Below are 12264 nucleotides of genomic sequence, written 5' to 3' on the forward strand. Positions count from 1 at the left end.
GTTGACTTCCAACGGTCAAGACACCTCCCCCCCCGCAAGAACAAAAATTCCGCGTGCGCTGGCGATTGGCGCATGCGTTCTGGTGGCCTCCCCCTTTGTGGGGCTCGGGGCGTTGCTGGGTGCCATGGCATTTGGCCCGCTTGATATTACGCCAGTGGTGCGGCCTTTTCTGCCCATCACAATTATCAAGGGGGAACGTGCGCACCCGCCAGCAGTCAGCCTGCGTCTGGGCCATGCCGAACTCCGCTGGAATGGCCTGCGTGAAGGCATGGGTGTGCCCATAACCGTTGTGCTTGAGGACCTGAGCTTTATTGCACCCGGCAACGCCCACCCGAATACCGTGCGCGAAGCAGACGTCACGCTGGACCCGCTGGCCTTGTTGCACGGCAGCATAAGGCTGCGCACCATCAACATCAAAGGGGTGCGCCTTGCCCTGCGCCGCGCCCATAACGGCAGCGTGGAATTTGACCTCGATCTGCCCTCTACCCCATCCTCCCATCAGGATAACACGCTGGAAACCTACGGGCTGGAACACGCACGTATAGAAGATGCCACCATAAGCATGGATGACCAGCTCACCGGCACGCACTGGCTGGCATCCGATATTGGTGTGGACCTGCGCCTGCATACCATAGGGCACGCCACAGGGGTTACCGGGGCTGTCAAACTGAGCATAGCGCCGCAAGGCGACCCCGGTACCAGACTGGTCCTGAACGCACATGGTGCACCGGCCGACAATGGCAGACAGATTGCATGGCACCTGAGCACAAACACGCTCAACCCCGCTACATTTGCCCCCCTCCGCCCCGAACTGGCCAAGATAGACCTGCCCATAAGCCTTACGGCAGATACGTATTTTACCTCTGCGCCAAAAACGCCGTGGATGGTGCCCAATGCGCTGGAACTGACAACCGCCATAGGCGCCGGCCATGTGGAGGCAGGCGGCACACGCTATGAGGTGGACCACGGTACGGCAGGCATGTTTGTGCTGCTCAACCAGACCAAGGCGCAGTCCGTACCCGCCCAGATTACCCTGCCCTCCGTGCATCTGCTCTTGCGCAACCCCAGTGCACCAGATGATGCCGCACGCGCCTTGAGCGTGAACCTGAGTGGCTTCCTCAACACATCGGACCTGATGCAGCCCAAAGGCATAGAGGCCAGACTGAGTGCAACCATTCCCCATGTCTCGTTTGAGGATCTGACCTATTACTGGCCCAGCCTTGCTGCCAAGGGTGGCAAAAAATGGGTGACCGAGAACATAACCACCGGCACGGCCACCAACCTTGTGACCACAGCCGAACTGGGCAGCAGCCAGGGCTGGAACGGCCTGAAGCTGACCGGCATACAGGGGGGCATTGATGCAACGGGCCTGACCGTTCACTGGCTGCGCCCCATTACGCCCTTGCAAGGGCTGGATGCCCGGCTGGATATTGTAAGCCCGGACAAGCTGAGCATTCACTTTGACCACGGCTACCAGCTTGTGGACCGGACCGGCAAAAACGTGGGCCAGAACGGCACAGGCCGGATTGAAGCCGGACCGGGCAGCATGGACATTGTGGGCCTGACCAAAAAAGACCAGACCGGCATTATAGAAACCGACCTGCACGGCCCTTTGCAGGATGTGATTGCCCTGCTGGCCGAACCACGGCTGCACCTGCTCTCACGCCATCCGCTCAGCCTGACCCGCCCGCGCGGTACGGCCAACCTGCATCTGGGCCTGAGCCTGCCGCTGATCAGCCGCGTAACCATTAACGACATGACCATCCAGAGCCATGCCGATGTCACGCATGCTTCCATTGGCAATGTTGTTGCCGGGCGCGATGTAGCCAACGCCCGTTTTGGGCTGGACGTGACCACGGACGGGCTTGCCCTTGCCGGGCACGGGGTTATTGGCGGCCTGCCCTCCGACCTGACATACGACATGGACTTCCGCTCCCTTCCGCCAGATGCGGTAGCGGAAAAAGCCCATCTGACCTCGCGCATAACGCCCGACACGGCTCTGGCGGCAGGCATTGCCACGGGGGACCACTTTGCTGGCAGCGCGGACCTTGCCGTGGATTACCAGCAACTGGCCAGCCACATAGGCACTGTTGGCCTTGATCTGGACCTTGGGCGCGCTGATATTCGCATTCCCATGTGGCACAAAACAGCGGGGCAGGCTGCACATGCCTCCGCCACGCTGGATCTGGACCGGGGGCAGATTACCAATGTGGACCACCTGCAGGCATCTGGTCCGGATATGAACGTAATCGGCAAGGCGCAAATACGGCCCGGCCATGCGCCGGAACTGATTATTTCGTCCTTCAGGATCGCGCGTTCCAATGGCCACGCCAAACTGGTACTGCCCCAGAACCAGTCCGGTAACATGGTCCATGTTGGCGTTTATGCAGACACGCTCGACCTCTCCCCGCTCATGAGCCGGGATGAGCACGAACCGAGCACGCCCGAGACCAGAAAGCCCGCCAACTACCATGTGCCAGAAGCCGCAACCGGCAAACTGCACGGCCCCCCCGGCACGGCCTGGGCCATTGACCTGACGGCAAACCAGCTCTGGTACAGCAAAACCAAGCAGCCCCTGCGCACCGTACAGGCCTATTTTGAAGATAACGGCCTGCGGCTGGAAAAAATGCGCTTTACCATGCGCGGACCAGTGCCAGCCAGCATGACACTGGTCCCCACAGGGGCCAACCGCACCCTGCACGCCCATATTCCCGATATGGGGGCGTTTCTGGCAGCTTTTGGCATTCTGCCCGACGTCAAGGGTGGGCAGGCCGTGCTGGATGGCACGTTTGATGATACCGAACCCGCCGCCCCTTTCAGCGGCAAGCTGAGCGTTACTCCGTTCACGCTAAAAAAAGCACCTACTTCCCTACAGGTCGCGCGCAATATTTCACTCTACGGCTGGCTCAATGCCCAGAACGCCAACGATTTTCTGGTGACGCACTTCAATATGCCCGTGACGTTTGAAGATGGCGTGCTGGAAATCCATGATGGCACAACCGGTAATGGTGCGCTGGGGGCCACGCTGGAGGGCAAGGTCAACCTCGACCACAACAGCATAGACCTGCATGGCACCGTGGTTCCCATTTTTGCCCTGAACACCCTGCCGGGCAAACTGCCGGGCATTGGCAGACTGTTCAGCCCGGAAAAAAACGGGGGGCTGCTGGCTGTAACCTTCGGGATCACGGGTAATCTGGAAGACCCGACCCTGCACATTAACCCCTATTCCATTTTCCTGCCCGGGGCACTGCGCGAGATGTTCTAACCCCCGGCATTCCCCCGCGCAGCACATGCCGTGCGGGGGAATGCTCTGGTGGCATGGCCCAGCTAGTGTGCATGCCTTTGGGATGGCAGGTCCGATGCCGCATCGCGCGAGGCAGATGTATCCACCCCGTCCCCTGTATCAGGCAGGTCTGCATCGCTTTCCTGCAAAAAAACGGGGTCCTGCACAGTCCGGTTGATGGACAGACTGAGTGCGCCAGAATGCACCAGATCGCGCAGGGAGGTATCTTCATCCTCCATGCCGGTATCCACTCCATTGCCGCTGACTTCGCCAACCGCATGCAGCACCTGCCCGCTATGGGGGCGGACTTTTTCATGCAGCCAGTGGCGGGTGTGGGAGACAACGCTGGACGCATCCGCCGCCATGCAGGGCTGCATGTGGGTCAAGGTAATGGTTTCGGTTGTAACAACCGCCTGGGCTTGTGCCTGCGCTTGCGGCGTATGCCCGGCGGGGCCGGGCCGGGCGGTATCATCCGTTGCAAACACGGTGCCGGAGGGCACCACAACCAGCGTTTGCGGCTGCTGGGCCGCCTGCTCCGTTATGCAGACCGTGGTTGGCCCATCCACCGCCTGAGCCTGCGCTGCGTCATGCGTCCACCCCAAGGCTGCGCATAGCGCAAACAGTAATGCGGTGCGGCCATAGGTTGCGTTGTGCATTCCATCCCTTTCCTGCCTTTATCACCAATGGCCACGCATGGTGTGCACTATGGGTGTGCTGGTGCCTCCTGCTGCAAACCGGGGGGTATGACAAACAGGCTATCGGGCTGCGCAACACGCTGCACACTGAGTGCGCGCACCGTTATCTGCCCACCCTGCGCGACCTGAAGCAGCAACCCGTCTGCCGTGTAGCAGGCATCCGTCGGGTGGCCATCCGTATCTTTCGTGCGCCATATTGTGCACTGCTCACCCGCCACAACGGAACTCCCCAATCGTGCATAGGAGCCGACCATTGCGGGTTGGCCGGGGGGAGTAAGCTGCTGTGTGCCCGGCACAGGCATGATGCTGTCTTTTTTACGCCCGAGGTCCACAACACTCAGAGTTCTGTCACGCCATGAGGTGATCATGAACACGGAGGATTTATCCGGGTCCAGCCGCTGGCGCAGGGTCGCAACCTGCCAGCGCATACGCTGGCGGGTGCTGACATCCCCCTGAGGGGAGGCAAGCTCGTACTCCACATCCACATCCACGGAGGGGGTAATGGCCGGGGCTTCCGTTGGCGGATCACCCGCCGTGGTGGCCTGCGCGGGCGCGGCATCCTGCGCTGTACCAGCCTGCTGCGCATAGGCAGGCATACCCGCCAGAGCCAGCCCAAAAGCCGCAACAGCAAATGCGCTACGCGACACCATACTGCACCGTGTGACCATTACCGGTTTTCTCCCTCAGGGTTAGGGCTGGTTGCGGGCAGGCTGGTTGCGGGGCCAACGCCTGTTACGGGGGGCTCGGTCTGGGCTGCATCGGAATGGGGAGAATGGGGTGTGACTTCCAAAAAGCCCTGTGGCGGTTCAAAGGCGCTGACCGGCACAATATCGTAAGACACCTTCATGGCGCGCAGGCTGCCATTCAGCCCATCAACGTCCACACCATCCTGCTGGAGTATGAACCCGTCATCCGTAACGCAGGTTGATGCCTTGCCCTGCGCAGAAACCGCCTGCCATGTGGTACAGGGCTGGCCTGCCACCACATCGCTCCCGGTTTTGGTGAACTGCATGGACATGTCGAGCAGGAACGGGTTGCGTATGCCCTCCTGCTGCACAAGCCGGGTATAGATGCGACGGTCGTTGATAATAACCAGCACCTCCTGCGCGGCACGGTTGATAATCACCGCACCACGGCTGGTGTCCCCTTCCATGCTGGTCATGTAGTTGATCCGCATCAGCCCACCATCACCCGAATACAGCACCTGCACATGGCGGCTTGCCACGGGTGTATCGGCTTTGGCTCCGGCTTTGAGGTCCTGCTCGGTTGGGCGGGGCTGAAACACATAGTCGATCACCGCATCGCGCCCCGGTGTCAGGCGCGGGTGGTCTGTGGCCTGCTGGGCATGCAGGGGAGGAGTAACAATGGCAGACATGGCCAAAACGCCAACGGCACACAGGCCGGGCACACGCAGGCTGCGTTTGCAGGCCGGTAAAAATCTGTCTGTCACCAAATCCATCTCCATTTTTTTGCGGCCTGCACTCTCTGGGCGTGCGGTTGCCGCAACCAGCTTGTAAGGTTGTAGCAGCGTTACATGCTGCGTATTTCGGCTTCCAGCATATCGGGTGCCAGCGTATCGGACCAGCAGGGCTGCATACATACGGCACGCTCAAGCTGTTCTTTGTACTCTGTTGCAGGGATTTCCACCCCACCAAAACGGGCCAGATGCTCCGTGCCGAACTGTGTATCCAGCAGAATAAAACCGTTCAGGCGCATACGGGCAACCAGATGGACAAGAGCCACCTTGGAAGCATCCGTAACCCGGCTGAACATGCTCTCGCCAAAAAACACGCCTCCCAGTGCAACCCCATACAGCCCACCCACCAGTTCCCCTTCCATGCGACATTCAACACTATGGCCAAAGCCCATGGTGTGGAGCGCACAGAACAACTGGTAAATGCGGCTGTTGATCCATGTGCTTTCCCGCCCCGCGGCAGGGGCCGCACACCCGCGCATGACGGCAGGAAAATCCCGGTCCACGCTGACCTCAAAGCGGCCGGACAGAACCGTACGGCGCAAACGCCGGGGAACATGAAAACCCTCCAGCGGCAAAATGCCGCGCGGGTCCGGGTCATACCAGCTTAAGGTCGGGTCATCCTCCCCCTCTGCCATGGGGAACAGCCCAACTGCGTAGGCCCCCAGCATCAGTTCAGGGGTCAGACCATCAGACATGCCGGATATGCTCCCATGTTTTTCCACCACCGCCCCCATCCGGGCAACCGGCTTTTCCCGCACTCGTTATCAGGCATAGGGTGGCTTGCGGTATAATGCACCCGCAGCATTATGCTAGCGTGCCCACCAGAATAAACACATCCCTGCCCGGCCCACCATGCTGCACCATGGAGATTTTTGTGACCTCTCACCCCCCGCGCCTGATCCGCTCCACCCGCCTGCTGGACGCAGTGGAAGAGCGTATCCACTCCGAGTTTGACGCCCCACCCGCACCCGAGCATGCACTCAGCACCGCCGAGATGCTGAAACTGGCCCACGCCTACCAGCCCCTTGCCGTGCTGGTGACGCATACAGCCCCCCTTAAAGGGGCGGATGTCGCGGCTCTGCCAGAAAGCGTTAAACTTGTGGCAACAGTCAGTGTCGGGCTGGACCATCTGGATGTTCCCGCTTTGCTGGCACGCAATATTGCCGTCTCCAACACCCCCGATGTGCTGACCGACTGCAACGCCGATCTGGCGATCATGCTCATTCTGGCCGCCAGCCGCAGAGCTGCGGAGTATTACACACTCATGAAAGCCGGATGGGGCCACGCACTGGGCATGGGGGAAATGCTGGGCCACCGCGTTACGGGCAAGCGGCTGGGCATTGTGGGCATGGGCCGCATTGGGCAGGCCGTTGCCAAGCGCGCCCGCGGGTTTGACATGTCCATCCTCTACCACAACCGGCGGCGGCTGGACGCAGCGGAGGAAGCAGGGGCTACCTACTTTGAAACACTTGAGGACATGCTGCCCCACTGCGATATTCTAAGCCTGCACATGCCCGGCTCCACAACAGCCCCCCCACTGATAAACGCCCGCACACTTGGGTTGCTGCCGCGCGGGAGTGTGCTGGTCAATGCTGCCCGTGGCTCCCTGATTGATGAAGATGCACTGATTGCCGCCCTGCGGTCCGGCCAGCTTTTTGCCGCCGGGCTGGATGTATTCCAGAATGAACCCAACCCGAACCCGGCCCTGCTGGCCCTGCCCAACCTGTTCATGACCCCCCATGTCGGCAGTGCTACGGTAGAAACCCGGACTGCCATGGGCATGCTTGCCCTTGATAATGTCCGCGCCATGGTGGAAGGCAAACCTCTGCCTTCCGGCGTGAGCGCATAAAACGGCAGGGATAAGGAGAAACAGCCCCATGACCATGCGACTCTTCTGCGTTCTTGCTATGGGTATTTGTGCCGCGCTCTGGTACCCGGCTTTTCATTATCAGGGCACGTTACAGGTTCTGGGGATCAGCTTTCTGGCCATGGCTGTAATCGCGACCTTTATAGAAGACTCCGAACAGCGGGTACCGGCTAAAAAATAGCCCCATAAAAAAGCAGGGCCGCATGTTGCGGCCCTGCTTTTGTAACTGCCGGTGCTCTGGGCACAGGGTTAGAGCTTTTCGCGCCCTTCAAGGTTGTCACGCAGGGCAAGGGCGGTGTCCCTCACCACGGGGCCGTGCTCGCGCTCCAGCCTGCGGATGGTAAAGTGCGCACGGGCAAGGGCCCGATAATGGTTGAAAAACGCTGTATTCAGCGATGCACCACACAGCGCCCCGGCCACAGGCATAAGCTGGACAGAAATTTTTTGCCCAAGTGCTAAGCCGTAATGCGAGGCCACTTCGGCAATCAGCATCACAACCGGGCGGCCACGCAGCACTGCGCGGGCGGAAAAATAACCCAGTTCGCTCTCTTCCCCATTCCGCCGGTTGGGAAAGGCCTTGAGTGCGAACACTTCCAGACAGGCGCGCCGGGCATCCGGGTCGCTCATGTCTTCGCCTTCCTCGCGGGCAATACGGGCAATTTCACGCATGATTGTCAGGGTCGTAAACCCGATATCGGGTGCCAGACCAGCCAGCCCGGCAAAACCACCAACAGCCCCCGATACAGCCACAGCCGCCTGAAGGCTGGATGTACGCCAGCGCGAGTCTTCCATCGCGGTGTCTGCCGGGCCTTTCATGCCCAGTACGGCTACGTCAAATGCACGGGTAATGGCGGTTTCGGCCAGCCCGCGCAATTTCTGTTCCATGTTTGGGGCCATACCCAGACCACGCATGCCCAGACGTGCGGCATGGCCAACAGCACCCCCCATAAGGTCCGCCAGACGCACCAGAACGCCACGCCCGGATTCAACCGCGATCAGGGCTGTTTCCAACTCGCCCAGGTCGCGGCCGCTCAGGGCTAGCGGAGTCAGGGCGTTGCCTGCTGTTTCCTTCATGCTCGTACGTGCCTTTCCTGTCTGCTACCTGCCTCATTTACAGCAAATGCGACAATCGGCGCTGCCAGAGCGCCGTATGCTCTTTATTGTGGCCAATCATAACAGGCTGATCGCATGAAAAACAGATGACCTGTTACAACGTGCCCCCTGTGCCCACGCAAACAGCGTTGTAAGCGTGGCTTTAAGCCCTTACACAACGCATGAAGAATCTGGCTTAACGCCGCGCCGCTTTTAAGGAGCTTTCCTCATGGCTGGTCTTTTCCGTCTTTTCCATTCCCGTGCCAGCGCCTCCCGTCCTGCCCGTCTTCTGGGCCGTCTGGGGTGTGCTGCTTCCGTGCTGGCTCTGGCCGCATGCGCCACACCGGAACAGAAAACATACGATATGGCTCTGGCAGATGCCCGCACGGACCCAAGCCTGTGCCAGTCCATCCGTTACTACCCACTTCTGGCACAAGCATGGCAGAAAGCCCACATGGGCGGAGATGCAGACATGCAGGATGCCTCTGCCCCACCAGTGGGCAGCCTGCCTCACCTCAAGGTTACGGCCTCGACCGCAGTCCCGGATGTAAGCTTTCCGCCCTATTCCCAGCGGGCCTGCCGCATGACCGTACAGGCTGGCGACCATGCGCCCGAAACCGGGTTCATGACCGTGGCCTACTTCATGCACAACGGCAAAGTGGATACCTCGCTGGTCAAATGGAACTCCGATACCGAAGTTTCGAAGTATTATGACGAACTCAAGGCCAAGATCAGCAGCGGTGTGGATATGAACAACCCCACGCTCAAGGCCTGCATGACGCACTACCCTGCCCTGCAGGTCAACAGCACCGACCCTGCCATGCAGCAGGCAGCCGTGGGCCTGCGCGCCCTGCTGATCCGCCACTGCCTTGCAGACCATGCAGCCCTGAAAAACCTGTATTCGGATATGTATTTCATTCACCGCTAGGCCTTGCGGCCCACGCCATACCCACCATGCCGGCACAGCCCTTGCATTGAGGCCCAAAAACCTCATCCTGCACGGAGCAGGCCCCTAGCTTACAGGATAACAGACCCCATGAAGTACCAGTCCATCGCCCCCGACTTTGCCGTAGCAGGCCAGATTACCCCCAGCGATATTCCCGCAATCAAGGATGCCGGGTTCAAAACCGTTATCTGCAACCGCCCCGATGGTGAAGAAGCAGGCCAGCCCACGGCTGAAACCATTGGCGAGGCCGTACGCGCGGCGGGGCTGACCTTTATTGCCATCCCCATGGCTGCGGGCGTGCCCCCCACCTCTGACGTGGTGATTGAAACGCAGGAAGTGCTGAACACGCTGCCGGGGCCGTATTTTGCCTATTGTCGCTCGGGCAACCGCGCTGCACAGGCTTGGATGCAGGCCACACAGGGCTAACCCCTGCTGCCACTACGTACAAAATAACAAAGGCCGCCCGGTTGGGCGGCCTTTGTCACAATAATTTGATAGCGGTGAAAACAGGCCCGTTTCAGCCCGGTTCCTGCCACCCTCCCATCTGGCACAGAACCTGCCAGTGTTCTGCCGAAACCGGACAGACCGACAGGCGGGACTGACGAACCAGCGCCAGCTCCTCCAGCCCCGGCTCGACCTTGATCCGCGCAAGCGTGACCGGCTCTGGCATGGGGCCTACCGCCTGAACATCCACACACACCCAGGCTCCACTTTCGGCCGTGGGGTCCGGGTAGGCGGCACGCACCACTTCCACCACCCCCACAATCGCGCGTTGCACGTTGGAATGGTAAAAAAAGGCCCTGTCCCCCACCTGCATGGCGGCAAGATTCTTTTTAGCCTGATGATTCCGAACTCCGGTCCATGGCTCTACATGATTTGCAACCTGCTCGTCCCAGCTGAACGCGTCAGGCTCGCTCTTTACCAGCCAGAATGCCATGTTATTCCGCCAGTTGCCCATCGCGGAAAACCGTGCGCAGCGGGCGCACGATTACGCTCTCAAACAGGTCTACCTTGGCGTAGGGGTCGGCGGCGGCAAAGCCTTCTGCGCTGGCACGGTCCTCGGCTTCAAGCAGGATCAGGCTACCGCAGGGTTTGCCGTCTGAATCAAGCTGTGGGCCACCAAACTGGATGGCTGCCTTGTTAAGCTCCAGAAAAGCCAGATGCTGGGCGCGGGTGGCCATGCGCAGGTCCAGCGAGCCGGGGCGATCCGTACAGATAATGGCAAACAACATGGCTCATTTTCCTTCTGTTGTGTCTTACGGGCATGGTCGCCCATGAAGAACTGCATCGTGTCAGAACGCTTATAATGATATAAAGGAGACGGCAGCAGTCCCACTTTGAGGCATATTGCCCCCCACGGGCAAGGGTATCCCCCTCGCCCATAAACCAGACAGACGGAGCGGACCAACTTTTGAGCGCCTCACCGACCCTTGTCGCGCGTACTGGCAGTTTTTTCCACCGTTACGCCAACCCCGGCCGGTTTCTCAAGCTGGGCGCACGCCTCCAGCCATGGCTGACCTGGCCGGCTATTGCCTTTACCCTTGCGGGCCTTGGGTGGGGGTTGTTCTACTCCCCCGCCGACTGGCAGCAGGGGGATTCCGTGCGCATCATGTACGTGCATGTGCCCGCAGCCATGCTGGCATCGGGCGGGTATGCCGGGCTTGCTTTCTGCGGCCTGCTCTCGCTCGTGTGGCGCCACCCGCTGGCAGATCTGGCAGCGGTGGAAATTGGCCCCGTTGGGGCATGCATTACCGCCCTGTGCCTGGCCACTGGCTCCATCTGGGGCAAACCCATGTGGGGCACATGGTGGGTGTGGGATGCGCGCCTGACCTCCGTGCTGGTCCTGTTTTTTCTCTACCTCGGGCATATCGCCCTGATCCGCGCGTTTGATGACCCGCAGCGCGGCTACCGTGCTGCCGCCATTCTGGCGCTGGCCGGGGCTGTGGACCTGCCGATTATCAAGTTCAGCGTGCAATGGTGGAACACCCTGCACCAGCCCGACAGCATTACCTTGACCGGTGCACCGACCATGTCATCCTCCATGCTGTGGCCGCTTGCTCTTTCCACCATCGGGTTCTCGCTGGGTTTTGCGGCCATTGTGGTGGCCCGCACCCGTGCCGCCGTGATGGAAAGCCGCATTCGCGCCCTGCTGTCCTCCCCCCGCCGGGGTGGAGGAGCGGCATGACCCACCTCCCCTATATTGTGGCCAGCTACGGGCTGGCCGCCATTATGGCGCTTGTTCTCTCCCTTGGTGCGGCACTCCGGCTTAAACGCGACCGGGCCAGACTGGCAGCACTGGAGCAGACCCATAACCGCAACGCAGGAACACCCCTTACTCCATGACCCGCAAGACCCGTCGCCTCTGGCTTGTCCTTGCCTGTGTTGCCTGCCTTGGCACCGCGGCCGCCCTGATCCTGCGGGCTTTTTCTTCCGACATTGTTTTCTTTGTCACCCCCTCGCAGGTCGAAGCCTCACCCCCGCCAGCGGATCGCACGGTCAAGCTGGGCGGCATGGTTGTTGCAGGCTCGGTCAAGCGTGAAAAACACGGTGAAACCCCCGTTGCCACCTTTGCCGTAACCGATGGCCAGGCCGCCGTGACCGTACAGTATGAAGGGATTTTGCCCGACCTGTTCCGCGAAGGGCAAAGTGTTGTTGCCATTGGCACAGTCAAGCCGCCACACGGATTTGTGGCGAGCGAGGTTCTGGCCAAGCATGATGAGACCTACATGCCCAAGGAAGTGGCCGAAGCCCTTAAAAAATCCGGCAAATGGGACCCCCGCTTTGGCCCGCCCCCCAGTGCTGCAAGCTGGAACAACATGACCGTGCAGGACGCAAGCAAGAGCCTTTCCGCCCCCGCCGCGGCAAACTGAACAGCCTGACTTAAAGAAGACGGGAGCCTCCCCC

15 protein-coding genes are annotated in these 12264 nt (G+C 60.5%); 8 read left to right on the forward strand and 7 right to left on the reverse strand.

The window, feature by feature from the left end:
• The first annotated feature begins 1 nt into the window (after position 1).
• Positions 2 to 3265, forward strand: coding sequence for an AsmA-like C-terminal region-containing protein (locus GOB83_RS01735; RefSeq protein WP_165925044.1), 3264 nt, complete (start codon positions 2 to 4; stop codon positions 3263 to 3265).
• Between the two features lie 62 nt (positions 3266 to 3327).
• On the opposite strand, the gene GOB83_RS01740 is transcribed toward GOB83_RS01735, so the two are convergent.
• The 4 genes from GOB83_RS01740 to aat form a co-directional block, all read right to left on the reverse strand.
• The gene (locus GOB83_RS01740; RefSeq protein ID WP_165925045.1) at positions 3328 to 3939 is read right to left on the reverse strand and encodes a hypothetical protein; all 612 of its coding nucleotides are present in this window, start codon (positions 3937 to 3939) and stop codon (positions 3328 to 3330) included.
• A 47-nt stretch (positions 3940 to 3986) separates the two neighbouring features.
• Entirely contained in the window at positions 3987 to 4628 is a 642-nt protein-coding gene (locus GOB83_RS01745) for an invasion associated locus B family protein (RefSeq protein ID WP_095349165.1), read from the reverse strand.
• A 17-nt stretch (positions 4629 to 4645) separates the two neighbouring features.
• Positions 4646 to 5428, reverse strand: coding sequence for a DUF4412 domain-containing protein (locus GOB83_RS01750; protein WP_244896340.1), 783 nt, complete (start codon positions 5426 to 5428; stop codon positions 4646 to 4648).
• Positions 5429 to 5508: 80 nt separating this feature from the next.
• Positions 5509 to 6150 (reverse strand): leucyl/phenylalanyl-tRNA--protein transferase, encoded by a 642-nt coding sequence (gene aat / locus GOB83_RS01755; RefSeq protein ID WP_165925046.1) that lies wholly within the window; start codon positions 6148 to 6150, stop codon positions 5509 to 5511.
• Positions 6151 to 6317: 167 nt separating this feature from the next.
• On the opposite strand from aat, the gene GOB83_RS01760 reads away from it, so the two are divergent.
• Positions 6318 to 7304, forward strand: coding sequence for a 2-hydroxyacid dehydrogenase (locus GOB83_RS01760; protein WP_194301262.1), 987 nt, complete (start codon positions 6318 to 6320; stop codon positions 7302 to 7304).
• Positions 7305 to 7332: 28 nt separating this feature from the next.
• A complete protein-coding gene (locus GOB83_RS01765) occupies positions 7333 to 7503 on the forward strand; it encodes a hypothetical protein (RefSeq protein WP_158093022.1) in 171 nt (56 codons plus the stop codon).
• Between the two features lie 68 nt (positions 7504 to 7571).
• Here GOB83_RS01765 and GOB83_RS01770 read toward each other — a convergent pair whose 3' ends face one another.
• Positions 7572 to 8396: an EcsC family protein gene (locus GOB83_RS01770; RefSeq protein WP_095349167.1), complete on the reverse strand. Its 825-nt coding sequence runs from the start codon at positions 8394 to 8396 to the stop codon at positions 7572 to 7574.
• Between the two features lie 247 nt (positions 8397 to 8643).
• Here GOB83_RS01770 and GOB83_RS01775 point away from each other — a divergent pair, with 247 nt between their 5' ends.
• Together GOB83_RS01775 and GOB83_RS01780 are read left to right on the forward strand one after the other, a co-directional pair.
• Entirely contained in the window at positions 8644 to 9342 is a 699-nt protein-coding gene (locus GOB83_RS01775; protein ID WP_233129031.1) for a hypothetical protein, read from the forward strand.
• Between the two features lie 108 nt (positions 9343 to 9450).
• Positions 9451 to 9786, forward strand: coding sequence for a TIGR01244 family sulfur transferase (locus tag GOB83_RS01780; protein ID WP_086645360.1), 336 nt, complete (start codon positions 9451 to 9453; stop codon positions 9784 to 9786).
• 91 nt (positions 9787 to 9877) lie between these two features.
• On the opposite strand, the gene GOB83_RS01785 is transcribed toward GOB83_RS01780, so the two are convergent.
• Both GOB83_RS01785 and GOB83_RS01790 read right to left on the reverse strand, forming a co-directional pair.
• On the reverse strand, positions 9878 to 10297 hold the full coding sequence (locus GOB83_RS01785; RefSeq protein ID WP_165925048.1) for an EVE domain-containing protein: 420 nt from the start codon (positions 10295 to 10297) through the stop codon (positions 9878 to 9880).
• Position 10298: 1 nt separating this feature from the next.
• A complete protein-coding gene (locus tag GOB83_RS01790; protein ID WP_086645358.1) occupies positions 10299 to 10592 on the reverse strand; it encodes a YciI family protein in 294 nt (97 codons plus the stop codon).
• A gap of 179 nt (positions 10593 to 10771) precedes the next feature.
• Between GOB83_RS01790 and GOB83_RS01795 the strand changes: the two genes are divergently transcribed.
• From GOB83_RS01795 to ccmE, 3 genes are read left to right on the forward strand one after another with little or no spacing between them, the layout of a single operon-like run.
• Complete coding sequence (locus GOB83_RS01795; RefSeq protein WP_165925049.1) at positions 10772 to 11545, forward strand: heme ABC transporter permease; 774 nt, start codon at positions 10772 to 10774, stop codon at positions 11543 to 11545.
• A complete protein-coding gene (locus tag GOB83_RS01800) occupies positions 11542 to 11703 on the forward strand; it encodes a heme exporter protein CcmD (protein WP_143221875.1) in 162 nt (53 codons plus the stop codon). Before GOB83_RS01795 ends, GOB83_RS01800 begins: the two co-directional genes overlap by 4 nt.
• A complete protein-coding gene (gene ccmE, locus GOB83_RS01805) occupies positions 11700 to 12230 on the forward strand; it encodes a cytochrome c maturation protein CcmE (RefSeq protein WP_095348988.1) in 531 nt (176 codons plus the stop codon). Before GOB83_RS01800 ends, ccmE begins: the two co-directional genes overlap by 4 nt.
• Positions 12231 to 12264 lie beyond the last annotated feature (34 nt).

The organism is Acetobacter fabarum, assembly GCF_011516925.1.
In the GTDB taxonomy this organism is placed as follows: Bacteria; Pseudomonadota; Alphaproteobacteria; order Acetobacterales; family Acetobacteraceae; genus Acetobacter; species Acetobacter fabarum.